18 protein-coding genes are annotated in these 25146 nt (G+C 59.3%); 10 read left to right on the plus strand and 8 right to left on the minus strand.

What is annotated here, in order from left to right; genetic code table 11:
• Positions 1-141 precede the first annotated feature (141 nt).
• The gene (locus BraRD5C2_RS27435; RefSeq protein WP_223974048.1) at positions 142-945 is read left to right on the plus strand and encodes an FkbM family methyltransferase; all 804 of its coding nucleotides are present in this window, start codon (positions 142-144) and stop codon (positions 943-945) included.
• Between the two features lie 21 nt (positions 946-966).
• Here BraRD5C2_RS27435 and BraRD5C2_RS27440 read toward each other — a convergent pair whose 3' ends face one another.
• Together BraRD5C2_RS27440 and BraRD5C2_RS27445 are read right to left on the minus strand one after the other, a co-directional pair.
• Positions 967-2379, minus strand: a complete 1413-nt coding sequence (locus BraRD5C2_RS27440) for an HlyD family type I secretion periplasmic adaptor subunit (RefSeq protein WP_223974050.1) — start codon at positions 2377-2379, stop codon at positions 967-969.
• Complete coding sequence (locus tag BraRD5C2_RS27445) at positions 2363-4504, minus strand: type I secretion system permease/ATPase (protein ID WP_223974051.1); 2142 nt, start codon at positions 4502-4504, stop codon at positions 2363-2365. Before BraRD5C2_RS27445 ends, BraRD5C2_RS27440 begins: the two co-directional genes overlap by 17 nt.
• A 726-nt stretch (positions 4505-5230) precedes the next feature.
• Between BraRD5C2_RS27445 and BraRD5C2_RS27450 the strand changes: the two genes are divergently transcribed.
• Positions 5231-8098, plus strand: coding sequence for a hypothetical protein (locus tag BraRD5C2_RS27450; RefSeq protein WP_223974052.1), 2868 nt, complete (start codon positions 5231-5233; stop codon positions 8096-8098).
• Positions 8099-8226: 128 nt separating this feature from the next.
• On the plus strand, positions 8227-9354 hold the full coding sequence (locus BraRD5C2_RS27455) for a hypothetical protein (RefSeq protein ID WP_223974053.1): 1128 nt from the start codon (positions 8227-8229) through the stop codon (positions 9352-9354).
• Positions 9355-9474: 120 nt separating this feature from the next.
• Here BraRD5C2_RS27455 and BraRD5C2_RS27460 read toward each other — a convergent pair whose 3' ends face one another.
• Together BraRD5C2_RS27460 and BraRD5C2_RS27465 are read right to left on the minus strand one after the other, a co-directional pair.
• Complete coding sequence (locus BraRD5C2_RS27460; protein WP_223974054.1) at positions 9475-10212, minus strand: metallophosphoesterase family protein; 738 nt, start codon at positions 10210-10212, stop codon at positions 9475-9477.
• Positions 10213-10293: 81 nt separating this feature from the next.
• Positions 10294-10539 carry a hypothetical protein gene (locus BraRD5C2_RS27465; protein ID WP_223974055.1) on the minus strand — a complete coding sequence of 82 codons (246 nt, stop codon included), beginning with the start codon at positions 10537-10539 and terminating at the stop codon, positions 10294-10296.
• A gap of 366 nt (positions 10540-10905) precedes the next feature.
• Here BraRD5C2_RS27465 and BraRD5C2_RS27470 point away from each other — a divergent pair, with 366 nt between their 5' ends.
• Positions 10906-12312 carry an exopolysaccharide biosynthesis polyprenyl glycosylphosphotransferase gene (locus tag BraRD5C2_RS27470; protein WP_223974057.1) on the plus strand — a complete coding sequence of 469 codons (1407 nt, stop codon included), beginning with the start codon at positions 10906-10908 and terminating at the stop codon, positions 12310-12312.
• Between the two features lie 88 nt (positions 12313-12400).
• Here the strand turns inward: BraRD5C2_RS27470 and BraRD5C2_RS27475 are convergent, their stop codons facing one another.
• Positions 12401-12661, minus strand: a complete 261-nt coding sequence (locus tag BraRD5C2_RS27475; protein ID WP_223974062.1) for a hypothetical protein — start codon at positions 12659-12661, stop codon at positions 12401-12403.
• 551 nt (positions 12662-13212) lie between these two features.
• Between BraRD5C2_RS27475 and BraRD5C2_RS27480 the strand changes: the two genes are divergently transcribed.
• Genes BraRD5C2_RS27480 through BraRD5C2_RS27495 form a run of 4 tightly spaced genes read left to right on the plus strand, consistent with a single transcriptional unit; the run spans position 13213 to position 18547 of the window.
• A complete protein-coding gene (locus BraRD5C2_RS27480) occupies positions 13213-15297 on the plus strand; it encodes a right-handed parallel beta-helix repeat-containing protein (protein ID WP_223974064.1) in 2085 nt (694 codons plus the stop codon).
• Positions 15294-16430 (plus strand): glycosyltransferase family 4 protein, encoded by a 1137-nt coding sequence (locus BraRD5C2_RS27485; RefSeq protein ID WP_223974066.1) that lies wholly within the window; start codon positions 15294-15296, stop codon positions 16428-16430. The genes BraRD5C2_RS27480 and BraRD5C2_RS27485 overlap by 4 nt, the downstream gene beginning before the upstream one ends.
• Before the next feature lie 39 nt (positions 16431-16469).
• Entirely contained in the window at positions 16470-17207 is a 738-nt protein-coding gene (locus BraRD5C2_RS27490; RefSeq protein ID WP_223974068.1) for an FkbM family methyltransferase, read from the plus strand.
• On the plus strand, positions 17204-18547 hold the full coding sequence (locus tag BraRD5C2_RS27495; RefSeq protein WP_223974070.1) for a hypothetical protein: 1344 nt from the start codon (positions 17204-17206) through the stop codon (positions 18545-18547). Before BraRD5C2_RS27490 ends, BraRD5C2_RS27495 begins: the two co-directional genes overlap by 4 nt.
• Positions 18548-18626: 79 nt before the next feature.
• Here BraRD5C2_RS27495 and BraRD5C2_RS27500 read toward each other — a convergent pair whose 3' ends face one another.
• Together BraRD5C2_RS27500 and BraRD5C2_RS27505 are read right to left on the minus strand one after the other, a co-directional pair.
• Positions 18627-20126 carry an arabinofuranosidase catalytic domain-containing protein gene (locus tag BraRD5C2_RS27500; RefSeq protein ID WP_223974072.1) on the minus strand — a complete coding sequence of 500 codons (1500 nt, stop codon included), beginning with the start codon at positions 20124-20126 and terminating at the stop codon, positions 18627-18629.
• A gap of 102 nt (positions 20127-20228) precedes the next feature.
• Complete coding sequence (locus BraRD5C2_RS27505; protein ID WP_223974074.1) at positions 20229-21491, minus strand: lipase family protein; 1263 nt, start codon at positions 21489-21491, stop codon at positions 20229-20231.
• Between the two features lie 511 nt (positions 21492-22002).
• Between BraRD5C2_RS27505 and BraRD5C2_RS27510 the strand changes: the two genes are divergently transcribed.
• Complete coding sequence (locus BraRD5C2_RS27510; RefSeq protein WP_223974076.1) at positions 22003-23322, plus strand: MATE family efflux transporter; 1320 nt, start codon at positions 22003-22005, stop codon at positions 23320-23322.
• A gap of 155 nt (positions 23323-23477) precedes the next feature.
• The gene (locus BraRD5C2_RS27515) at positions 23478-24161 is read left to right on the plus strand and encodes an acyltransferase (RefSeq protein WP_223974077.1); all 684 of its coding nucleotides are present in this window, start codon (positions 23478-23480) and stop codon (positions 24159-24161) included.
• Between the two features lie 226 nt (positions 24162-24387).
• Here BraRD5C2_RS27515 and BraRD5C2_RS27520 read toward each other — a convergent pair whose 3' ends face one another.
• Complete coding sequence (locus BraRD5C2_RS27520; protein ID WP_223974078.1) at positions 24388-25146, minus strand: hypothetical protein; 759 nt, start codon at positions 25144-25146, stop codon at positions 24388-24390.

The raw sequence follows: 25146 nt of genomic DNA on the forward strand, positions 1-25146 counted from the left end.
CCCCTGCCCTGAAAATATAAAGAAAGCTAAAAATACCGGCAGACGGTAGGCGAGATTGACAATCGCGTCAACGGACGAAAACCTTAGCGCACACTTCTCTCGCGGCCGCTCCGGAGCCGCAGAAACAAAGAAACACAAGCGATGAGTCGCAATCCCAGCAAGGTCCCGTTTGTGATCGCAGCGTCGGCTCATGGCCCGCTGATCGTCAACCGGCTAGACTACCACACCGCCGGCGAACACACCTTTGGAGTCGGGATTCAGATCCTCGAGCACGGCGCGTTCGACGTCACAGAAATCGAGCTCACGAAGGGTCTTCTTGCACTGCGAAGAACCTACCGGGGGGACGGCGTGGTCGCCATCGACTGCGGGGCGAACATCGGCGTTCACACCATCGAATGGTCCAAGCACATGAACGGCTGGGGCTCGGTCGTTGCCATCGAGGCGCAGGAACGAGTCTACTACGCCCTTGCCGGCAACATCGCCATCAACAACTGCTTCAACGCGCGGGCGATGCACGCGGTCATTTCGTCGGAAACCGGCAAGACCTGGGTGCCGACCTTAAGCCATCAGGAGCCCGCCAGCTTCGGAAGTCTGGAGGTGACGCAACGCCCCGGCACGGAGCAGATCGGTCAGAAGATCGACTATACCCAGGCCAACGGCACTGAAACGACGATGATCACCCTGGACTCCCTGAATCTGAGCCGTTGCGATCTGATCAAGATCGACGTCGAAGGGATGGAGCTGAAGGTGCTGGAGGGGGCCAGCGCCACGATCCGGCAGCATCACCCTGTGATTCATGCGGAATTCATCAAGACCGACAAGGCCGCACTCGTTCGCGCGCTTGCCGATCATGGATACCGGACCTACGACGCAGGGCAAAACTGCCTCGCGATCCATGAATCCGACCCGAGCCTGAGCCACGTGGAATCGCGAACCACGTCATGACGGCCTGACCGCCGAATTCCTTCACCGCTCCCGGAGAGCATCCTGCCGGTAGCGCACGATCGGCGACAACAAATAGCTCATGATGCTGCGGGCGCCCGTCCTGATTTGGACGGTTACGGTCATTCCCGGCGAAAGATTGATCTCCTTGTCATCGACGACCATCTTGGTCCGGTCGATCGAGACATGCGCGACATAGACGGGTCCCGTCCCCTTGGGCTCGCTGCTTTCTTCCGGCGCGCCGCCATTGGGCTCGCGGGCTGAATCCCGTGACCGGTCGCGGGAGACGGAATCGGGCGAGACGCTGACGATCTTGCCGTGCAGCAGGCCGTAGCGCGTGAAGTTGAAGGTATCGACCTTGATTTCGGCGTCCTGGCCGGGGTGCACGAAGCCGATATCGCGATTTGAAACCATCGCTTCGATTTCAAACAGATTGTCGCTGGGTACGACGACCGCGAGCGTCTGGGCGGCGGTTGCGACGCCGCCGACCGTGTGCACGGCCAGTTGCTGCACCACGCCATCGATGGGGGCGGCAAGTTTTTGAAGGCTGGTCCGGTGCTCGGCTTTGGACACTTCGTCCTTGAGGCTGCCGGCCTTCTGCGTCGCCTTGGCGAGATCATCGTACAGGCGGTGCCGGTATTCCGAGACTAGCTTGGCGCGCGTCTCTGCGAGCGCGGCGACGGCCGCGTTGGCCTCCTCGAGCTTGCTCCGTTGCACCAGGACGTCCTGCTGCATCCCGACGAGTTCCTGGAGTTCCTGCAAGTATTGCAGCTTTGAACCGTACTCCCTATCCGCCAGGTACTTGCGAACGCCGACCCGCTCCTGCAGGACCGGCAGTAGAGCTTCAATCTTGGCGATGCTGGCGTCGATCGTTTTGGTCTCCGCGACCTTCTGCACCCGCTGCCGATCCAGTTCCGACAATTTGGCGCGCTGCTCGGAATCCTGACTGCGCAGGTACTCCAGATGCATCTGGATCAACGCGGGCGGCGTGTCGGCCGGTGCGCCGTCAAGCGCGTCGGTGTTTCCGTCGAGCGCCGAACGGGCGCGTGAAATATCCAGCTGTGACGCGAGAAGATCGTTCTTCAGGTGCTGAAACTCCGCCTGATTGCTGGTCGGATCCAGCTCGATCAGAATCTCACCTGCCTTGACCCTTTGACCGTCGCGGACGTGAATGGCCCGCACCACTCCGATCTCCAGCGGCTGAACCAGCTTGACACGGTCGCCCGGTACGATCTTTCCAGGTGCTGAGGCAACGATGTCGATCTTGCCGAGAGCCGCCCACGCCACGGCGCAGCAGAACAGGGCAGCAAGCAGGACGGCGGTCAGCCTGGCGGTGGGAGATGGCGGCGTCTCGACAATTTCGAGGGCGGCCGGCAGGAAGGCCAGCTCGTCCCGGGTTTTGCCCCCGACCGCAACCACTTCACGAGCCGACTTCATGGATCCCCGCCTGTATCCGGTACAGCGACGCGTATCTTCCGCCTGTGCTCAACAACTCCTCATGGGATCCCTGTTCGACGAGCCGGCCGCGATCAATGGTGATGATCCGATCGGTGCGCCTGACAGCGGATAGACGATGTGCAATGACAAAAACCGTTCGTCCCTTCACGATCCGGTTCATATTGTCCTGAATGACCCTTTCGCTTTCGTAGTCCAGCGAACTGGTCGCTTCGTCGAAGATCAGGATGCGGGGATCGGTGATAAGGGCCCGTGCGATCGCGATGCGTTGCCGCTGCCCGCCCGACAGACTGGAGCCGCGCTCGCCGACGACGGTGTCGTAGCCTTCCGGCAGTTCCAGAATGAATTCGTGAGCTCCCGCAAGCTGAGCCGCGGCGACCACTTTCTCCATCGGTGCGGCAGGATCGGCGAGCGCGATGTTTTCCCGTACGCTGCGATTGAACAACACGTTTTCCTGCAGGACGACGCCGACCTGGCGACGCAGCCACGCCGGATCGACCATCGCAAGGTCAATCCCGTCGACAAGGACCCTGCCCTTCTCCGGAACGTAAAGGCGCTGAACGAGCTTCGTGAAAGTGCTCTTGCCCGAACCGGACGGGCCGACGATGCCGACGACCTGGCCGGCCGGAATGCTGATGTTGATGTCATGCAGCACTTCGGGTCCATCGACCCGATAGCGGAACGCCACGTGTTCAAGGGTGACCTGCCCCTTGATGGGCGGCGGCACGGCGCGACCGGGGCTGAACGTCTGTTCGGCCGGCGTATTCAGGATGTCACCGAGCCGCGCGATCGAGAGCCTGGCCTGATGAAAGTCCTGCCAGAGCTGCGCCAGTCGCAGAACCGGCGCACTTACGCGTGACGAGAACATGTTGAAGGCGATCAGCTCGCCGACCGTGAGGCTGCCGTCGATCACCAGCTTGGCGCCGGCGTAAAGGATCACCGCGGTGACGAGCTTGCTGACGAACTGGACCGATTGGCTCGCTACATTGGCGAGGCTGAGCACGCGGAAGCTCGCCGCAACGTATCCGGCAAGCTGCTCCTCCCAGCGGCGCTGCATCTGCGGTTCGAGCGCCATGGCCTTGATCGTCTCGACCCCGGTCACGCTCTCGACGAGAAAGGACTGGTTTTCGGCCCCGCGCTCGAATTTGGTATCCAGCCGCTGACGGAACATCGGCGTCGCGCCGGCGGAGATGCCGACATAAAGCGGGAATGACCCAAGCACGATCCAGGTCAGGATCGGCGAGTAGACAAACATCACCGCGATGAACACGATGGTGAAGAACAGATCTATCACGACCGTCAGCGCGGAGCCGGTCAGGAAGTTGCGAATGTTCTCCAACTCGCGGACCCGCGCAACCGAGTCGCCGACCCGGCGCGCCTGGAAGTAGGCAATGGGCAGCCCGATGAGATGCCTAAACAAGCGGGCTCCCAGCTCGACATCGATCCGGTTGGTCACATGCGAGAACAGGTAGGTCCTCAATATCGCGAGGGCCGTTTCGAAAGCCGCGATGCCGATCAACCCCACGACGAGCACATCGAGTGTGCTGAGCGTGTGATTAACCAGGACCTTGTCGATCACCACCTGAAAGAACAGCGGCGACACCAGTGCGAACAGCTGCAAGAAGAACGAGGCGATCAACACCTCGACGAAATGATACCGATATTTGTGGATTGCCCCCAGAAACCACGACAGGTCAAAGCGGCGCGCAAGATTGACCAGTCCCGCCCGCCGGCTCACCAGGATCAGCTTGCCGGTCCACACCGCTTCCAGGTCGGCCCTCGTGATCAACTCCGGGCGCTCTGCCAGAGGCGATTGAACGAGGATCTTGTCGGCGCCCACCTTGGCGAGGATCAGATGGCCGCCGTCGCGCAACGGCGCGATGGCAGGAAGCGGGACCTTCTCGAGTCTCAGCCAGTTGGTGCTCAGCTCGCGCGCCTTGACGCCGGTCGAGCGCGCGTACCGCAGCATCTCCGGCGTTCCGAACGGGCCATTGCCGACTTGATGACGAATCTGGTCGACATCGGCCGGGAGGCCGTGAAAACGCAGCAGCATCGCGAGCGCAACTATCCCGCTGTCTGCTGTCGTGCCGCTCCGCGTTTCAATCATCTCGCGATTTAATCTGCTCAGTAGCTGAAAATAACTGCAGTCGAAGGTGGGCCGAGATTGCCGTGAGCCCGCCCCGCCCCTGCTCGTCGGCCTCGCCGTCAGCGCACACTGACTATTCGTAACGAAACGACAGAGCAGCAAGTGAATATGACGGGCAGAGTACTATGGCTCTTCGGCGAGATGCAATTGGCGTTATCACCGGCCATACCGAATTCGCGAGCAACATCATGCCGATCCTGGAGTCCATCGGGGAACCGCTCGGAAAGCCGAACCAGGCTCCGTAGTCTTACGGATCGCGGCACCCGGCATGGCCGTCACCGGGGTCACGGGGATGATCGCGTCGGCCTTATCGCTTATAAGGTCATGCCCTTCCGATCTTGCCGCATGCAAAGAATGGCCGGACTCTGTGTGATGCCCCAAGGTGACGCCCCAACATGACGCCCCAAGCAGATCGCGCCAGAGGCCCTGGACATGAACAGCCTCACGTGCCGCCTTGTCCGGGGCCGGCCATTTGGCGTCTATTAACTACCCGGTGACTGGTCCGCATGAATATTGTCTATTATTTCTACGCTACCATAGATTGAAAGCTCGACCAAGATGACTTGGAATTATTCCGTAACATTAAACGATTCATCGAACGTAGGCGGATCTGCCGACACGTCTCTTGTTTACGATCTCGAGCAGGCCCTCAATATTTGGCAGCGATATATCCTGGGCGTTGGCACCATGGTGGTGTCACTCAACATCCTGCCCACCTCCGTCGGCCGTGCCGACGGCGGGCCCACCTCCAGCTACTTGGTGGGCACGAATGGCGGGCTCGCGGTGTATGAGCCGTCAAGCCAGTACGAGCTGACCACGGGGCAGCACGTCCCTGGAACGACAAGCGACATCACCATCAACATCGATCCCGGCTACTTCCAGTACATCGACCTCGACTATGGCCTGAGCTGGTCCAGTCAGGTGCCTGGGAACGTGATCAATCCGATCAACGTTTTTCTGCACGAGCTCATGCACGGCTTCGGCATGACGGGCTGGTACAGCCAGAGCGGACAGTTGGCCGGCGCCTACGAATCCACGTTCGACAACCTGATTCAAAAGACCGCAACCGGCGCCTACTTTGTCGGCGCCAATGCCGAGGCCGCCTACGGCGGCCCGGTGCCCCTGACCACAGACAGCACGACCCAGAACTATTACCATTTCGGCAACCAGCAATCCGACCTCTACGCCACCCCGTCGACCGTCAAGGACCCGCTCACGCTGGACCTGATGAACGGGATCGTTTTCTACCCCAATTACCAGTACGCGATCTCCAACCTCGACATCGGAGTTCTGAAGGACCTCGGATACAGCATCCGGACGACACCGGTCGTTACCGCCAGCGATCAGTCCGCCGCCCGAAATCAGGTCTATGCGGCCTCATCGTTGTTCTCGGTGAACATGGCCGCGGGCGATTCCATCACCGAATATTCCTTCTGGGACACCAACGGCAACGGTCACTGGACGGTGGGAGGAACAGTCCAGGGCACCAACACCGAGATCGACATCAGCGCGTCGCAACTGGCCCAAGCGAGTTACCAGGCTGGACCTGGTTCGGACACGCTGTGGGTGAGAGCCTTCGACGGCTATTTTTGGAGCGACTGGAAATCCTTCGTGATTTCGCCGGCTGATCATGCACCCGTGGTCACGGCAGCCAACGTGACCGGTTCGCATGGGCAGCTCTCGGTGGCTGAATCCTCGCTGTTCTCCGCGAGTGACGCGGATGGCGACACCATCACCCAATATGCATTCTGGGACACCGAGGGCCACGGGCACTGGGCGATCAACGGTGTAGCCCAAGCCACCAACGCCGAGATCGACGTCTCGGCCGCCAACCTTCCGCAAGTGAGCTATCTATTCGGTGCGGCGCCGGACACGCTCTGGGTGCGGGCCTATGATGGATATCTCTGGGGAGCATGGGTCCCGTTCACGGCCACGCCAGGTCTGGATCACGCTCCCGTTGCTTCTGCTTCCAGCTTCACGGCAGCCCACGGGCAAACGTCGGTCGCGGCTTCGAGCCTGTTCACGGTCAGCGATGCCGACAACGATACGATCACCCAATACGCACTGTGGGACAGCAACGGCAACGGCGCATGGGTGGTGAATGGTGCCGTTCAGGCCACCAATGCCGAAATCGACCTCACTCCTGCGCAGCTTGCCCACACGAGCTACCAATTTGGCTCGGCTCCGGACCAGCTCTGGGTCAGGGCTTACGATGGCACGCTGTGGGGAGCATGGGTGCCGTTCACGGCCACCCCGGGTCCGGATCATGCGCCGGTGGTCAGCGCGACCGACGTGTCCGCAACCCACGGCCAGGATATCGCCGCATCCAGCCTCTTCAGCGTGAGCGACGCCGATGGCGACACGATCACCGCCTACCAGGTTTGGGATTCAACGAGCGATCCAGCCAGCGGTCACTGGGTGGTCGGCGGAGTGGCGCAGGCCACTAACATCGCCATCGATGTTACGCCTGCTCAATTGGCGAGCACCTCGTTTCAGTCGGGCTCCGGCTCGGATGATCTGTGGGTGCGAGCCAATGACGGCACGACATGGGGAGCCTGGAAGGAATTCCACGTCAACGCGCCGATCGACCACGCGCCCGTGGTGAGCGCGTCGGACGTAACCGCAACGCACGGCCAGGACATCGCCGCCTCGAGCCTGTTCACGGTCAGCGATGCCGACAACGATACGATCGCCAACTATCAGTTCTGGGACTCGACCGCCGATCCTGCCAGCGGGCATTTTGTTGTGGCCGGCGTGACACAGCCCGCGGGCCAGAGCATCGATGTGAGCGCGGCCCAATTAGCCAGCACATCGTTCCAGAGCGGTTCGGGCTCCGACGATCTCTGGGTGCGCGCCTTCGATGGCTTGATGTGGAGCAGCTGGAAGGAGTTTCACGTCAACGCGCCGGCCGACAATCTTCCGATCGTGTCGGCCGCCGACTTTTCAGCGAACCACGGCCAGGATATCGCGGCCTCTGCGCTGTTCTCGACCGCCGACGCGGATGGAGACACCATCACGAACTATCAGCTGTGGGATTCAACGTCTGATCCCGACAGCGGGCACTGGGTGGTCGCCGGAGTAGCTCAGGGCACCAATGTCGCAATCGATGTGACTGCTGCCCAGCTCTCGAACACGAGCTTTCAGAGCGGCTCCGGTTCAGACGATCTCTGGGCGAGGGCTTACGACGGCTTCGCCTGGGGGCCGTGGAAGGAATTTCACGTCAACGCACCGATCGACCATGCTCCGGTCGTCTCGGCATCCGACTTCCACGCGACCGCCAACCAGAGCGTGGCCGCATCGAGCCTGTTCTCGGTCACGGATGCCGACGGGGACAGCATCCCCCAATATCAAGTCTGGGATTCGACGCCGTCGGCAAGCAGCGGCCATTGGAGCATCGGCGGGACGGCGCAGCCGGTCAACACCGCAATCAACGTCAGCGCGGCGCAACTCGCCAGCACGACTTTCGATGGCGGCACCGTATCTGACGACCTCTGGGTTCGCGCCAACGACGGTATGATCTGGAGCGCCTGGCAGGAATTTCATTTCATCGTCTAGGAAGCGGCCCGGGTTGCAGGAAGGCCACGATCCGCCCCTAGATGTCTGGTCCCGGAGTGTGGGATATGGCGGGAAGATCCACGATCCCGCCAAGGGGCAACACGTCCGGGCAGATAGAAACGGCTTGCATGAATAAGCGCGATCTCGAGCAGGTATCTGGGCAGGCCGGCGACGCTCCTATGCCTGAAGTTGAGTTTGCGCTGGTCCTGTCTCGGATCATCACGTCGGTCAGTACCGATCAGGATAGTTTGCGCCAGACGGTTTACGACCTGGCGCGGTACAAGCTGAGCGAACAGCTGCTTTCTACAGGGATGCCTGCCGACGAGGAGGCGAAGGCCAGGAAGGCGCTGGAAGCGGCCATCCATGGCGTCGAGAGCTTTTCGAGGAATAATGACAAGCAGCTGCCGGTTCCTCTGGGCGCGGCGCCTTTGCCCTTGGCGATTTCGGACTCCGCGATGGTGTACGCGAAGGACGCCACCCAAACGATATGGTCCGACCCCGAGCCTCACGCACTTGGCCGTTCTGCTTCCAGGCGCAAAGCGCGAACCGGGTCCCTTGCAGTGATCGGTGTGGTACTGGCCGTCCTCGTGCCCATGATCGGCGGCTTGCTTGCGGTCGTCTACCGCGACGATATCGCGCACATCGGAAGGTCACAGCTCAACAAGACTGCCACTGTGGCTCCCCCCAAGCCTCCAGACGCTGTCGCCGTGGCCGAGCCAGCGAAGCCCTCGCGGCTGTTGCCCTCGGATTTTGGCGTCTATGCATTGAGCGAGAACAAGCTTTTCGAATTGAATCCATTGCCGAACAAGGCCCAGGACGCGCGGGTCGCGATTTCGCCGACAATGGGAATCACCAAGCAGCCCGTTCTTCGCGACGGTAATCTCAAGTTCATCGTCTATCGGCGTGAGGCGGCCTTGAATATTCCGGAGCGCGCCGAAATCCGGATCATTGCGAAGGTCGCCCACTCCATTTCCTACGACGCGGTCGGCAAGCCGATCACGACAGCCGACGAAGGGTGGTACATTCGGAACATTTCATTTCCCTATCGCGTCTCGCCGATCAAAGAGAATGCCGAGATGTACGAGATTCAGCCGGAAAGTGGCGGGGCCGCTCTGTCTCCAGGCCGTTATGGCCTGGTCGTCAAGGGACAGCTTTATGATTTTATCGTTGGCGGCGACGTCAAGGATCCGCGCCATTGCCTGGAACGGCTAACGGCGGCGAACGGAACCTTCGTTTCCGAATGCCGTCAGCACTGACTAGCGCTTTCACCGCGGTTCACGAAACTCATTGTCCGCATTCAGGCTCCGAAGAACCCGAGCTACCGGGCATCGCTCCGTGATCGCGGCATGTTGTCTGCGCGGAATGAGACTCTCTGCTCAGAGAAAGCCCATCCGGCCGCCTTCGATCCACATACAGGTCAGCTGCCCCGTGGCGTAGGCGCCGGTATCGATGTTGATACGGTTCGGTCGAATTTCGGGGGTGCGGACCGGGGTGTGTCCATGGATGACGAGCCGCTCGAACAACCCGTCATGCAGCAGAAAATCGTCGCGTATCCAGCACAGATCCGTCAGCGATTGCTTGCTCAGCGGTACGCCGGGTCGAACCCCTGCATGCACAAAGAACACGTCATCGAAAGCGAAGCAGGGTCTCAAGTTTCGAATGAAATTCAGGTGTGAGACGGGCAGCGCTTCGGCGAACTCTGCCGCCAGCCGCGACTGGTCGGCCGGGCTCGGGTTGCGCGGTGGGCGGATGCCATAGGATATCAGGGTCTCCAGGCCGCCGACGGAAAGCCATGTCGGCAGGACCGTCGGATCCTGGATGAAATCCGTCAGGATCGTTTCGTGGTTGCCCAAGATGAAGACGGTATCGCAGGTCCCCTCGAGTGCCATCAGGTAGTCCAACACCTCCCGCGAATGCGGACCACGATCGACATGGTCGCCCAGGAACACCCGGACAGAGCGCCAACAGGGCCTTCTCTTCAAGTCGGTCTCGATCCTGGCGTTAACCTTCTCAAGCAGATCCAGCCGTCCGTGGATGTCTCCGACCGCGTAGAAGCGCAGCTGTGGGGAAGTGAGGAAGCCAGACGGCAGCGGTTGACCGGGCTGAGCCTGCATAGTCGCGATGCACCAATGTGACCAGCGGTTGTGGAGGTACCGACAGGCGTATTCGAGAGGGCTGCCAGCCCGCCACCAATATCAGAAATTCGGGCGGGGCGAGCCGAGGGTGATCGCTTTGACGCGAAGGGCATTGTGCCAGGCGAGCCCTTCCGGAACGGAAGCGAAATAGCCTGGCCGCAAACTTATTATGGTTAACGCGACCATCTGGAGCGCCGTCCAGACCCCAAGGTCCACCAGAATCGCAAGCGCGGTATCCGTGACCAGGATTACGGCGTGCGCGGGCAGCAAGGCTAGCTGGTGGCAGCGGGCGTTGCCGATCAGCAAAGGCCGATCACACCAGCGAGCAACGTGACGATGGTCATCTTAACATCCGTCCAGTCTTGGTACACCTTCGTCAGGCAAGCCTTGGTTCATCTTCGAAAAAAAAGCCTGAGGCAGCCCTCCATCGGGCACCGAATGCCGAGCGCGGCGTATGTCTGACGTACGAAAAGTTCAACGCCGCGGCGAAAAAATTGATCAGCGGCTGCCCTCGAAATCGGCTTTTCGAGCAAGTACAGATACGGTAAGGTTACCAAATTCTTACTACCATTACGTATTTTGTGGTTGTTTTCAGTGACGAATATTGTCGAGAGGGGCGCCCTCCTCCCCCATAGCTGCCCAGAGCCCAAGCAGAACGCCCTCTGGCGTTCCATGACAGCCTCGCTGCCGGCGCGCGCGGGTCTCGCTTTTGTTTTGATAGGCATTGTCGAGTTCACCTGCGTTGCGATGACCGCTTTCGCATCGGCTTGGGTGTACCACGTACTCGCATCGACTCCCGGCTTACGCGTGAAGGTCTATCTGCTGGCATCCTGCTTCATCGGGGCAGCGGAGGTCTGCATTGCCGCAATGGCTGGTCAATTCCTGCATCTGGAGAAGCAACGGGAGATCCGGTTCGCTTCCGCAGGAATCGGAGCCGCGGCCACCACGTTCGTTCTCCTGACCTCACTTCTGTTTGTTTTCAAGCTCTCGGACGTTTACTCCCGCGGCACCTTGATCTTGCAGTTTGTCAGCTGCTTGACGGCGGTCGGGTTGGTCCGGCTGGCGGCCTATCGCACATTCCAGAATGCCGCTGAGGAGGGACTGCTTCAGAGGCAGCGCGTGGTGCTCGTCGGGCGCAACGACGATTGCGATGCTTGTGCAAGCCAGTTGCGGAAGTCGGGCGGAGGTCTGGAAGTTCTTGCCTGCCCGCTCGGCTGGGACGCCGCGTCCGGCGAGCCGGCTCATTTCGATCGCGCGACCGGCGCAAGTCTGGTCGAACGGTGTCGGATTCTGCAACCCGATAGCATCATCCTGCTCGTCGATCGAAAGCAGGAGGACGGAAGCGTCGGGATGCTGCTGTCGCTCCTGAGGCAGATCCCCGCCGACGTTTACGCGGTGCCGACGCATAGGGACATCTTCTGGGCGAACGCGCAGACGGCCGACATCGGCGGCCTCGCCACCTTCACCATGTCGCGCCGACCGCTGTCCGTCTTTGACCTCGTCGTCAAGCGGGCATTTGATATCCTGGCGGCGGCCGCGGGGCTGATTGTGTTGTCTCCCCTGCTGCTGCTCTCGGCACTGGCCGTGAAGCTCGATTCGAGGGGACCGGTTCTCTTCGTCCAGATCCGCCACGGCTATAACAACGAAGCAATCCGCGTTCTCAAATTCAGAACAATGTACGTGTCCGATAGCGCCGAATTTCGACAAGCATCGAAGGGCGATTCGCGCGTAACCAGGATCGGCCGCATCTTCCGCAAGACCGGGATCGATGAACTGCCGCAACTCTGGAACATTCTTCGGGGTGACATGTCCGTCGTTGGCCCGCGGCCGCACGCGATCACGCACAACGAGCTCTTCACTCCGCGCATCGACAGCTTCGATCGGCGGCATACGGTCAAGCCGGGACTGACGGGATGGGCTCAGGTCAACGGATTGAGGGGCGAGACCAATACGCTCGAGAAGATGCAGAACCGGATCGAGCACGATCTCTACTACATCGACAATTGGTCGCTGCTGCTTGATCTCAAGATCATCTTGCTGACCCTGTTCTCGGGCAAGACCTACCGCAACGCGTGGTGAGGTGTCTTCGCTCCGGCAGGCCGACGGCGATTGTGCAAAGCCTGACGGGAGGGGAGCCGGGCTCCCATCCCAGACAAGGCCGAACAGATCAGTATTCGGTATAGACGCTGAGGAAAGCCGTGCCGCCATAGGGCCGGTATGCGTCGTAGAGCCCGTAGCAGGCATAACGATCCGGACAGCGGCAGAGATTGACGACCCGGCAGCCGCGGGGGCCGCAGCGCTCAACGTGGCATACATCGACCGCCGCGCGGCGCGGAGCTACGCGCTGCGGTATAATGGAGTAATCGGCTGCAATGGCCGCGCCCGCAGACATCGTCAGCAGGGCCGCGGCGACGATCGACTTCAGCATCTGAAATTCCCCCTCAATTTTCCTGTCCAGAGTCGTCATCTGGAAGCGTTCCGAAATCTAGAAGCGCTCCGAATACTCATACCGAAAATCCTTAGTCGCTGGTAGGGTCCCAAGGATGGCTTCTTTCCGCTCGTGGCCTCCAATATCCATGTCGATGCAGTTTCGCGTGCCATAGTAGCATACCTGGACCCTAACACGATCGCCGCAGATGTTCTCTGCATAGATCCAATGATTGAACAGACGGTCGTTGTTGGGAAAGGAGCGAGATGCCGCGCTGAGCCTGAGGCAGACGGCTCCGGTCGGGCTGCGGTGCCGACGGGATGAGATATCGTCGGCTGGCGGTGGGGCTACGCCAAGCGTGGCTCCAACACCGGATCGCTGCATCTGCGCCTGTGCATTCGCAATGGCGAGAAGCTGCGCAGCCACGCAAAGTGCAAGGCAGATTCGGCCCGGCTTCCGGTGGGACAATTGACCTCCTCCAAGGATGAAATTACTGGATGCCGGCTCTGGTAGGCTCGGCAAGTCTTACACCTTCGATTCGAGTGTCAGAAATGAATTCTGCCGTAATGCCGTCGGGCCGGTCCCCTCTCGTTGCTGGGCTCGCGAAGCCTTGCCTCGCGTTGCTGCTGGCAGTCCTGACGAGCGCATGCAGAGCGGACGACGTTTCCATCAACGTTGAGGGCACTCCCACGAGCGTTCCCGGCCAGGAACGGACGGTCAAGGCCGCCTCGCTCGCTGAGGCAATTGAATTCGTGCGGAAGGATGGAAAAGAGCGCACCGCGCCGGTGACGTACAGGATCAACCTGCCCGCCGAAGTCCAGATCTTGAGTCAGCCTCTTGCCATTTCCGGTCCCGAGCCGCCCGCGGGCTCCAGCATCATCATCCGCGGCGCGCCCGGCGGCACCAGGATATCAGGAGCGACCTTCGTACAGAACCATCTCAAGCTGTCGCGCTCCAGAGACGGACGATACGAGTACACATTGCCGTTTTCCGATTTGCCCGGAGAAACGGCGCAGAAGCTGCTGAGGAAGCTCTCGACGATATCGCCGAGGCAGCTGATGATTCGAGCCAACGGCAAGACGCTGCTGCGATCCACAAGGTGGCCCACCAGCGGCTTCGTGCCGGTGATCGAGATCGCCGGCGATCCGCGGAGCAACACGGCGACCATGGCGTTCGCCGATCTGCCGGACGGGGTGCGCCGCTCCTCCGATCTCTGGATCGGCGGATACCTCACCGATTCCTATCTCTTCGTGAACGCACGGGCCCTTGCCGTCAATTCAAGTGGCGTGCTGACGGATCGAAGCCGGTTGAGAGCAGACGGCAAGCCTCCCGAGAGGGTGTCTTTCTACAATCTGGCGACCTTTGCCCAATGTAACTCGTTTTTCTATGACGCCTCGGCGAGAACGCTGAACTTCTGCTCCGAGGAGCCGATCGAGACCCTCGAGGTGCCGGTGCTCGATACCCTGCTGGCGATTTCCGGCTTTCATAATTTGACCGTCCGAGACGTCGTCTTCGAACTCGCGATCGAGACCGCCGTGACCGTGCGCGACAGCGTGGCGATCAATTTTTCGAACGTTATCGTCCAGCTGGCGGGCGCCGATGGAATTGCCTACGCGAACTCCAGCGACTCCCGGATCGATCATGCGAGCATTCGCGCCGTCGGCAGGCGCGGGGCGTGGCTGTCTGGAGGTGACCGCGCCAGCCTGACACCGGGGCGTATTTCGATCGAAGACAGCAGTATCCAGGACTTCTCCCAGATTTACCGTACCTTTGCTCCGGCGGTGCAACTGGATGGGGTCGGGATGAGCGTACGTCGAAGCGTCATCTTCAACGGACCGCAGTCCGGAATCATCTATTCCGGGAACGATCATGTCATCGAAGACAATGTCCTGGCTCAGCTTGTTGCCGAAGCGGGCGATTCGGGATTCATCTACAGCGCACGCGACTTCACCAGCCAGGGCACTCTTATTCGCCGAAACGTCCTGCTCGGAACGGGCGGACAATACTTCAACGATGCTCGGGGAATTTATCTCGACGAGTTTTCCAGCGGGAATCTCGTCACCGACAACGTCATCGTGGGCGTCCCGTACGGGATACTGATGAACGGCGGTAAGGATAACAATTTACTGTCAAATCTCTTTATCCTAAGTTCGCCGTCGATTTGGGCGGCCGCATTGGGATATGCATCCTGGTGGCAGGTATGGCGCAACGATCATATGCACGTTCCGGGCGGGCTCAGCGTCAGGAATTTGTATAGCTTGCCCGTCGATAGTAAGCGCTGGACGAGCCGCTATCCCGAAATCGCCGGCTACAAGCATTCGGACCTTCTCCGACCCGAACGAAATCTGATCGAGGGAAACAAGTTCATGGGTGCCGGGTCCATCACGGCCTTTGACGGCGATATTCCCACTGCCGAGGTCCGGAACAACAGTGCGGTCGTGTACCGAGGCAGCCTTCAGCTTCTCGAACGTTTGCGCAACTGGATTGCGCCGTCACAACTCGACGAGACCCTCGCGCTCATCTCGTCCGAGCTCGATCGCCATGGCTTGACGGAGCACATTCCATTGCGTGTCCCGGATCGAGCTGGAGCACAGCTGCCGGGGGATCGCTTTGCAACGCTGTCCGAGTCCAAATGAATAAGAAGCGTGTTCTGATCGTCTATCGGTCCTTTTTTCCGTCGTTGTCACATCTCGGCCCCGCCACCGCGATCCGTAACCTGATGCACAACATGTCGGACGATTATGAGTTTCACCTTTTGACCCTCAACCACGATTTCACCAGTGGCGCCGCCATGTTCAAAACGCCCGTTCATCGCGAACGGATGGGGGCTGCCACAGTCGAGTATATTCCGAGGGGCCCTGCCGGCTTGCGCATTCTCTTCGACCGCGTCAGGGAGGACTTCGACGTCGTCGACATTCAGTGCGCCTTCGATCCGCTGGTTGCGATTCCAACGCTCATCCTGAAGCGCCTGGGATTTCTGAGAGGCAAGCGCGTCTTCCACACGCCGCACGGTATCTTCATGGATGTGATCATGTCCGCGTCCGCCCTGAAGAAGCGGCTGTTTTGCCGCCTGGCCGATTTGACCGGCCTCTATCGCGGGGTCGTTCACCTCGCGGGGTCTCCCGCGGAAGAGCACGATATCCGCCGCAACCACCTCCGCCGCCAGGAGGTGCTGATGGTTTCGCAATTCGTCGAGAGCGGAGCGCCTCGACCGACCAAGAAAGAAAAGCCGCCGGGACAGCTCAGGATGGCGATGGTCGGCCGGGTGACGGTGCAGAAGAACGTCACCTTTGCGCTCGACGTCGTGCGCCGCCTCACCGTCGCGTCCTCGCTCGATATCTTCGGCGAGGTTGATGACAGTTCTTATGCGCAACAATGCGTCGAGATGGCCCGAGCCGGGACCGGACGGTGCGATGTGACGTTCAAGGGAAACCTGCCCAAGGACGAACTGTTCGCGCAGCTGGCGGATTATGACGTCCTGCTGCATCCGACGCTGGGGGAGAATTTCGGTCATTCGATCGTGGAGGCATTGACGCTCGGGCTGCCGGTGCTGATCAGCGACAAAAGCCCCTGGACGGACGTCGCGGCGAGCAACGCGGGCTGGGCGCTGCCGCTTTCGGAACCGGAATCCTTTGTCGAGAAACTCGAGGCGCTTCACGCAATGGGGCCGGAGGAGTGGTCCGCGATGAGTGAGGGAGCCCTTCGCTACAGCCGGGCAACCTTCGACGGCCAGGCAACGTCCGAGCGATATCGACAGGCGTACGGTTGAGTTCCGGGTCGTGTGCCTGAGGAAGAGGAATTTCGCAAAATGCAATTGATCACCATCCAGAAAGGCGTGTTTTGCGCGCTTCGCCCGTCACTATGGCGGCTATTGAGCATGCGGATAGCTCCCGCCATCGAGCACAGGGAGGCTCTGTCGCGCCTTTCCTTTCAGACGGTCGTGGATGTCGGCGCGAACAGGGGGCAGTTCGCAGTGATGGCGCGGCGGCTGTTTCCGCAGGCGCAGATCTATTCCTTCGAGCCCCTATCGGAGCCGGCCGCCCGCTTCACCGAGGCTCTCGGCAGGGATGACAGGGTTCGGCTGTTTCCCTGCGCCATCGGCCCGACGTCCGGGCCGGCCAAGATCTACGTCACGAGCAAGGACGATTCTTCGTCGCTCCTGAAACCGGGATCCGCCCAACGCGAAATATTCGGGGAACAGACCGCGCGAATGGATGAGATTGCCGTTCGCCGGCTGTCGGACTGTCTGGAAGCGGGCGCCATCCGGGGGCCGGCGCTCCTGAAGGTGGACGTTCAGGGCGGTGAATTGGACGTCCTGGAGGGATCTGCCGATCTCATTAACCAATTCGAGGCGCTGTATATCGAGTGCTCGTTTATCCATCTCTATGAAGGCCAACCGCTGTTCGGCGATATCTCGCGCTGGACGGAGGCACATGGATTTCGGCTGGGAGGTGTATATAATCAGTATGTTGATCCGCAGCATGGCCCGGTGCAGGCGGACTTTCTTTTCCTCAAGACTGCCCCCGCCGGGGCCGGCCCGCGATGAGACTACCGGTCTTCGTCACAGAGAATCTCGCAATTCTTCGCAACCTCGCGAAGGGGGGCGCATTCAACGCGGCTGGGCTCGGCTTTACCTTCTACGTGCTCGCAATCTGCTATCCCGGCATCAAAGGAACGCCGGCTCAACTCATGGAATTGAGAAGCGGCATCATCTCCCAGTCAGACGTGGGTGAGAGCAGCCTGATTATCGCTGTGCCTGCTCTGCTGTTAGGTCTGCTCGTATTCGCTCGTCACGGCGCGTATGCCGCGATTTATCGTACCCTACCCTTCTTGATGTTTCTTCTGTTCTACTCGGGATTGATCGTCTTGGCATCCATTGTCGAGGCCGAGTACCTCCAATCTTCAGCGCAAATCGTTCAGTATGCCGTGACCGTGGGAGCATTCATTCTCTGCCTCTGCTTTTGGCAGGCTTCGCCACAGGATGTCGACAACGCACTCGCCATGGGCTTTCTGGCGCTGGCGGCTTCGCTTTCCGCCGCTGCTGCTGTGCAGGGCTTTCATGACTATCGCTGGGTCGGCCTGATTCACCCCAACCACTACGCTCGCTATGCCTACGTGGCCCTAATACTTCATTCGATACTGGTGCGGCGCGTCAGCTTTCCGGTATTTGCAGCATGTTTCGCGGCAGCCTACATGGTTAGTGCGCGCACCGTCATGATCGGCATGCTCGTTTTTTATCTGGGCTATCTGGCCTTTGCGCACCATCGATCACTTTTCAGTCGCGCTCAACAGATCTTGAGCGTCCGTCTGCTTGCAGTCGGAATGATCACTCTACCCGTGATGTTGTTCGCATTGCCGCTGTTCTTTAATATGGATCGGTTCATCGACAAGATCACAGGCGACCTGGCGCTGTTTGATCCGGATCGTGGGGTGCTTTCAGGTTTCACCGGGCGGACCGACTCATGGAACGTCTTCTTCAATGCTGTCGATGAGTATGTTTTCTTCGGCTACGGATTCAGGTCAAGTCGATACGGGCTGCACGCTGTTCACAGTGGTATTCTGTCTTACTTCATGGATTTCGGTCTCATCCTCGGCGGCCTGCTGCTGATCGTTATCGCGGGACGAGGCGTCTACTTGGTTTGGTACGGCGTGAGAGTTCAAGAGTTCCGAACTCTGTTGTGCGGCTTGGTGATAGTTACATCCCTGTTGATCCAGTGGTTCGAGCCGGACAACTTCAATATCGGCTTCATTGGCGCCTTCTTCTTCATGCTCTGTCTGGCTTACACGCCTCGACTGAGCAGGCGCCCCATGCGCAAGAATTCATCGCACCGAACCTCGGCATTCACTGCACAGGAATCGCTTCGGCCTGAGCCCAACATGCGGTGACATGCTCTCGCGCTGAACCAGTTCGCGGTCATTCTGATCAGAGTGAGCTTGGCCAGGCGTCGCAGAACGGGCCTGGCGCCTAGCGTACCTGCGACAGGATCGCGGCTCCGTCGATGCGGGCCAACACGCTGTACCCGGTATCGTTTGGGTGAATGCCATCGAAGTAGTAGTTCTTGTTTTTCCACGAATCCTGCTCAGAAAAGCCGACATGGCCTGTTCGGTCTGACGCAATGTAACCGTTCATGGCCGCGCCAGAGACGACCAGATCGTTGTAGACGACGCGGGCCGTCTCCCACCAATTGCTCGTGGTGTCGAAGCCGCTGCGTGGGATGACGGTAGGCACCACTGCCGACGCATTTGGACTCAAGGACTTGATCGCGGCGACGAACGGGAGAGTGACGTTCCTGTAAAACGCCTTCGCCTGCGCGGTAGCATCCGCAGCACCTTGGAATCTGGCGCTTGCGATGTCGTTGGAAGGCGCGTCCATCACAACGATGAATGACGCCTTCCTGGCATCATACATGGCCAGTTCCACGCTGGCAGCATTGGCATATTCACTGGCGAGCCCTTGGCCGCTAATCCCGAAGTTATAGATTTCCACGCTCGATGGCATGTTGATCTTGCGGACGATATTCTGATTGAGCGTGGATCCAAGCCCGTAGATCCCGCTCGATCCACCATAAATGAGCCGCGTCGTGAAGTGCTGAGGAATCGAAAATGACGCATCGAACGTCGCCATAACGGCGTCGTGAACGGCGTCGCTGACAGCTGAATTGTAGAACACGATTGCGAAGATATCGGCTCGCAGCGGATACGAGGGGTTAAGAGACGAGCCGATCGTCCCGCCGGTGTTCATCGTGGCCGGTCCTGCTGCAGGCAGCGGCGATGCTGCCTGCCCATTGACGGTAACCAGCTGCGCATTCTGTGCCGACCGATAGCCCAGTGTGGTCATCTGGGCACGAAGGCGAATCCGGCTCTGGAGGACGGTCGAGCCGTCGTGGATATTGATGCCTGAGTTTCGGTCGGCATCGGCATCGAGGACACTCGCCATCTGAACCGAAGCTTCGTTGGTAAACTCGAAGAAACTCTGGCTCGTCAACGACGCGGTCGGCCGCATCGCGGTGAAATACGAGAAGTTGTCTCGCGCCAGTGAGAGCGATCTGGGAATCAGGAGCGACTTTTGCGTAGCCGCGAAAGTGCCGTCGACGATGATCGGCATGATGCCGTTGAGCAATGACGTAACCGAGAAGTCCGGTTGGTTTGCCGCGGTCGGTTGAGTGAGGTCATGACCGTTGCCGCTCTGGTCGTAGAGGATTGAATAGGTAAGTGACGAGCCATTCGCGAACTTCAGCGCTGCGTTGTAGTCAGGAACGCCGTTCCTGAAGCGAATATCGAACGACGCGCGATCAGAGGCTCGTACCACACGGGCAAAATTGCCATTCCATGAAGACAGTCGCACGGCGGAAAAAACCGCCTCTGGCGCGCCGGGTAGTACCAGTTCGTGCTTGCCGACCTCATCCGAATGGGCCGGGGCGGCAATCAATGAAAACACCGCAATTGCAAGAATGGTGCGCTTCATGGCACTCCGGCTCTACGCTCATGTCGAATGGTGCAGCCCGCTTTCTCTACTAGTCAGACAAAGCGTGAAGGTGGATACCGAGACGCTCCCGGCTTGCTCTCTTCAGGAGGCAATTTCGACCGGTGGCAATCCCAATTCCGACCACGCCTGCTTGCGGGCAGCAGCGTCGCCGACTGCGATAGTGAGCGCAGCCGTGGGGTTGGTGGCACGGTCCCCCAAGCTGACCGGCCCGCACATCATCATGAAGAAGTCATAGGCATTGGGCTGCTCGTTTGCCATGAAGAACTGAGCATGGCCACGAAACGGGTGGCGACGGAAGGTATTCCAGTTCTTCGGATCGATGATGTCGCGGAACTTCACGTCCATGATCCTGGGGTTCCGTTGCGCTTTGCCGACACGGATGCCGTGCCCCGTGACCGGTTCAAATGGATAGAAGTTCATGACGTCTGTAACCGACTGGCAATCGACCCAATCGATGGATGGTTCGACGGCCAACTTCTGCAAACGTTCGCGGAATGCCCGCGACACGGGCAAGAACCCGACGATGGGAAGATTGGCTCCGATCGTAAGCAGCATTGCCTTCGGCCCGCGGTGTCCTAACTCGGGATCGATTTCCAATGCGCGCGAAAGAATTTCAAGTCCAAGAAACGAGCCCGAGCTGTGACCGACTATGATCAGTTCGTCAGCGTCGCTCTTCTTCGTAACCTCGACGAGGTGACGAGCGAATTGCTCGACGCGCTCGTCCCATTCGGGATGACGGCGATGAGCGTAGTTCCACGTGAATATCTGATCCGACATCAGATAGAGCGTATATGTTCGACCGTCCAACAGCTTGAACAATGCACCCAGCAAAATCAGGAAGACAACAATTGCCACCGGGATCGAAACAAAAAGGGACAGGCCGACGAAGTGCAATCCTCTCTCGACGACAAATGCGCCGATCAGTGACAGTACGGCTTCAATCGCGAAGACAAGCTGGGCATAGCTGTAGAATGCGCCAAAACGCCAGCTTGCCTTCATGAATTTCAACAACGTGCCATCGAGGAGCTGTCGGCAATAGATTGCATTCGCGCTGATGACTGTACGCCAGGCCGGCCATTCCATGTTGCGCTTGATAAGGTCTTCCCAGCGCAAGAAGTCGTAATGCGTATGGGTTTGCCAGCTGCCGTCGGACGCTTCCGCATCGGTGGTCCAGGACGAGATCGAGGAATTCGAGTGATCAGCTACGGGGCGGGTAATCTTGGTTTTGACGCCGTAGAGTGCGGCGAATTTCTGTAGCTCGGATCTGTATCTTCGATAGTGCTGCGCCAGTCCTCTCGGGTCATAACCCTGAACGTGGACAATAAGCCGCTTTTTAATATGCACAGGGGTCTCCAGGATGATGGCCGCTTATCCTTGCCATCCGACAATGTAATGCAGTGACTCCGGCGAGAGAAGAATGCATGAGCGAGCAATGAAATACGCCGACAGAAATACCATAGCAGAAATTCGACATCAAGTTTCTGCGGGCTGGATCGGCAATGCCCCCCTTGTGCCTGCGGACATGGTTACTGATCAAGCGAGGTGGATCCTCCGTCACATGCGGTTGGCCCGATCGCTCGCTCGATGCCCGGAACCGCACCACTCGGCACGGATCGCGTCCCCGAGCAAGGCGGCCCTTCGGCAGCCGAGCACCGCGACGGAGACTCGAAAGTAAGGATGTTGATCACTCGGCGATTTTTTACCTACTCGGACGGGCCCCGGGCGAGTAAAGAAGGGCATTGGTGGTATGAACTAGAGTTGCCAGTTTGATGCCGCACATATGGTCGAAGGCGGCGCCTGTCCAATCGCCGCTCGACGGCACTCTATAGATTGCACGCTTGGGCTGCTTGAAACCATGAAGTCAATCATCATCTCGGCATCGTCCGCGAGCGCTTGTCGGATTCTCGCGATCGTGTTGAACCTTGTGGGAATACCCTTGGCGCTGGCGAAGCTGGGGCCTTCGCGCTTCGGTTTGTTGCTTGTGATTTTGAGTATCAGTTCCTGGATTGGCTTCGCCAATATCGGAATGGGGCGCGTAATCGCGAACACCGTCGCTCGGAGGAGGAGCAGTAGCAGCAGGTTCACGGTCGAATTCGTGTCCCTCGCAACGGTGCTCGCCGCTGTCATCAACCTGTTGCTCTTTCTAGTGGCGACGGGCCTGTTCTTCTTGTTCTTGTCGTTCGCGCCACTCGGCGACGTCATTGCGGCGAACTACCACGAGTTCGCCGTCACTGTCGTGATCATGTTCTTTGCACTCAGCTTATGGTTCTTTCTTTCTGTCTTCGAGGGTATTGACGCAGGCCACCATCAGCTGCACCGATTGTATTTCTTCCAGCTGATCAGCTACAGCCTTTCGCTTGCTGTTCTGCTGTTGGTGTTTCCGACCCATCCGTCGATTACGTTCGCTGCGTATCTGCTTAATCTGGGCTTCTTGCTGGGATCGGTGTTCCATGCGGTGGACGTCGTGCGACGTAACCGAAATCTTTTCTCGCTCAATTTCGGCTGGCGATGGAGGACGATCAGGCTCCTAACGTTGAGTTCTCTCGATTTCACGATCATTAGCCTGGGGCTCGGCGTCATCTTTCAGCTCGCGACCGGTCTATTTGGATTCATCGATGGACCCGAGGCCGTCGTCGAACTGGGAATATTCATGCGGTTGATGCAGTCCTACGGCTCGCTCGTCATCGCTTTCACCTTCCCGCTATCCAATCTCGTCGCGTTTGAACTCAAGAGACGTGACGTCGCGTCGGTCGTCCGCACCGTTCGTCTGAGCGGGATCATGCTGTTGAGCGGGTCAATGGTGGGGGGGGCCGGCTTTCTGATTTTGGGCGCGCCGATCTTGTCCTTTTGGCTGAAATCCGCGATTCACCTCGATCGTCTCTTCCTGGTCGGCGGATCCCTTCTGATCGTTCTTGGCGCGCTGCATTTTTTCCTCGCCGCATTGATGACCGGCGCGGCGAACATCCGCACGGCGTCACGTATTCACATCTTGGAAGCTGTTGCATTCTTGCCGTTAGCGTTTTTACTGTTTCGGGCTCTGGAACAGGGCGGCATTCTGCTGGCGATGGACATCGTGCTCGGAGCCGGGGTCTTGGCAATGCTTGGGCAGCTGCGGAAGCATTCTGTTCTGGGTAGGGTCTTCGCGGTTCGGTTAGCTTATGCGCCAATCACATAAGTGGCTTGAGACGCCGCCGGCGTTCTCGCGCTTGGCGCTGCTTTTGCGGTCGTGGGCGAGCTATCGGGCATACGGCCAAGGGCTGAGGATCCACTTGGTCCGAGGTATGAAGAAAGCCTTACAGGCGACAGGGTAATGTCGAACTGCGACTTTTGATGGGTTTCGAAATGTTGAAGGCGTTTTTCCAGCTGCTGTGCGTCGCGCTTCCATGGCCAATTCGCCGGCGGCTGCTCAACAGCGTGCTTGGCTTCTCGATCGATCCTGACGCTCGTGTCGGCCTGTCTGTGATACTTGCAGATGAACTGGTGATGGCACCGAAGGCCTCGATTGGCCACTTCAACTACGTCGGAAGCCTCGATCGACTGCAACTCGGGGGCGATGCCCTGATCGGAAATTTCAACTGGATTACCGGCATATCGAGCAGGTCCAACTCACGATACTATCGTAGGAAGCCAAATCGGCGCTCAGAGCTGATTATGGGAGAATCCAGCAGCCTGATTCATCGTCACTATATCGATTGCACTGACAGGATCGAATTCGGGCGATTTTCGGTGCTCGCGGGGGTACGAAGCCAGCTGGTTACGCATGGCGTGAATCCTATTTCTTGCCGGCAATCCTGTTCACCGATCAGGATCGGGGCCTATACGATGATTGGTACCGGCGTGATTATCCTGAAGGGAGTTCAGATTCCAGATTTTAGCGTCGTCATGGCAGGCGCTGTGGTCTCGCATGTGAGCGCTGAGCAATACTCAATGTTCGGCGGGAATCCGGCCGTTCGTATCCGTGAGATACCGAAGACTGCCCGAATATTCGCGCGAACGGTGCGGGAGATTCTTTGACCGCCGTCGACGGAGGCGCAGGGCGATGTGTCTGTGACGATATCTGCTTCGTCTCCCTCATGGAATTGTTCGGGCCTTGCCGGCGAGGCGCGAACTGCGAGCGGCAGGATCTAGTCCGCCTTTGAGGCGGCTCATTGCGTCGGCGACGCTGATCACCGATATCTATGGCCACTCTAGGATCCGGTAGACTGCTGGTTTCCCACTCAAGCCGATTCCTCCCGGCGTATCAGCGTACGACCACCGACGTTCCCGGGATATGCGGATCGATGCCCTTGCGCGCGAGCTGAACTGCAAACAGCTGACGATTCTTGAGCGGGATCGTTTCCAGGCGTCTGACAATCAAATCTTGGTAGGGCTGCGCCGCACCGAGGAAGACTGTGATGGCCTCCGCATAGAGCTCGGTCCGCACCAGCAGGCAGAACTCGTCGAGCACCCTGGATTGAAGTGCTTCGGAAAGGGCTGGAAAGATGGCGAAGGCGGCGCGGTTTCTGGGAATGGCAAGCCAGCCCTCGTTGGGTCCGACCTGGTAAGACATGTCCAGGTAGCGGATGTATTCCTGCCTAAGACCTGCCCGGAGGCTTTCGACCTGGAAGAGCGAAAACCAGAGATACGAATCCGAAGGCAAGCATGACAACGCGGCCAAGAGAGAGCGCCGACTGCGTTCGAGGTCGGCGTCGATTGCCGGCGAGGCGTCCAACCTGCCTCTGACGATAGCCAGATCGACGACCGATGAGTCGTGGGCAGCAGTGGCGCCGCAGGCAATCAGATTGCCGGTCTCGCGATAAAGCCGGAGCTTCTCTTCCAGCTGATCCACCGGGAAGGTCTCTCCGCGAACAATGCGGTTCGCGAATTGCTCCAATGGCAATTGTCGCCAAAAGGTCGGCAACGTGATGGCTGACCAAGCCACCCCGCCCAGTCCCAGCAGGGTCGCAAGCAGACACGTGATGCCAGTCGCAGCTGCACCGGTGAAATCGGCGCTCCTCAA

Origin of the sequence: Bradyrhizobium sp. RD5-C2 (assembly GCF_019972155.1) — a bacterium.
Classification (GTDB): domain Bacteria; phylum Pseudomonadota; class Alphaproteobacteria; order Rhizobiales; family Xanthobacteraceae; genus Bradyrhizobium.

What these genes read in the sequence shown, in the direction of transcription:
- BraRD5C2_RS27435 (WP_223974048.1), top strand. Translation starts at nt 142, where the DNA reads ATGAGTCGCAATCCCAGCAAGGTCCCGTTTGTGATCGCAGCGTCGGCT.
- BraRD5C2_RS27440 (WP_223974050.1), bottom strand. Translation starts at nt 2,379, where the DNA reads ATGAAGTCGGCTCGTGAAGTGGTTGCGGTCGGGGGCAAAACCCGGGAC.
- BraRD5C2_RS27445 (WP_223974051.1), bottom strand. Translation starts at nt 4,504, where the DNA reads ATGATTGAAACGCGGAGCGGCACGACAGCAGACAGCGGGATAGTTGCG.
- BraRD5C2_RS27450 (WP_223974052.1), top strand. Translation starts at nt 5,231, where the DNA reads ATGGTGGTGTCACTCAACATCCTGCCCACCTCCGTCGGCCGTGCCGAC.
- BraRD5C2_RS27455 (WP_223974053.1), top strand. Translation starts at nt 8,227, where the DNA reads ATGAATAAGCGCGATCTCGAGCAGGTATCTGGGCAGGCCGGCGACGCT.
- BraRD5C2_RS27460 (WP_223974054.1), bottom strand. Translation starts at nt 10,212, where the DNA reads ATGCAGGCTCAGCCCGGTCAACCGCTGCCGTCTGGCTTCCTCACTTCC.
- BraRD5C2_RS27470 (WP_223974057.1), top strand. Translation starts at nt 10,906, where the DNA reads ATGACAGCCTCGCTGCCGGCGCGCGCGGGTCTCGCTTTTGTTTTGATA.
- BraRD5C2_RS27475 (WP_223974062.1), bottom strand. Translation starts at nt 12,661, where the DNA reads ATGCTGAAGTCGATCGTCGCCGCGGCCCTGCTGACGATGTCTGCGGGC.
- BraRD5C2_RS27480 (WP_223974064.1), top strand. Translation starts at nt 13,213, where the DNA reads ATGAATTCTGCCGTAATGCCGTCGGGCCGGTCCCCTCTCGTTGCTGGG.
- BraRD5C2_RS27485 (WP_223974066.1), top strand. Translation starts at nt 15,294, where the DNA reads ATGAATAAGAAGCGTGTTCTGATCGTCTATCGGTCCTTTTTTCCGTCG.
- BraRD5C2_RS27490 (WP_223974068.1), top strand. Translation starts at nt 16,470, where the DNA reads ATGCAATTGATCACCATCCAGAAAGGCGTGTTTTGCGCGCTTCGCCCG.
- BraRD5C2_RS27495 (WP_223974070.1), top strand. Translation starts at nt 17,204, where the DNA reads ATGAGACTACCGGTCTTCGTCACAGAGAATCTCGCAATTCTTCGCAAC.
- BraRD5C2_RS27500 (WP_223974072.1), bottom strand. Translation starts at nt 20,126, where the DNA reads ATGAAGCGCACCATTCTTGCAATTGCGGTGTTTTCATTGATTGCCGCC.
- BraRD5C2_RS27510 (WP_223974076.1), top strand. Translation starts at nt 22,003, where the DNA reads ATGAAGTCAATCATCATCTCGGCATCGTCCGCGAGCGCTTGTCGGATT.
- BraRD5C2_RS27515 (WP_223974077.1), top strand. Translation starts at nt 23,478, where the DNA reads ATGGGTTTCGAAATGTTGAAGGCGTTTTTCCAGCTGCTGTGCGTCGCG.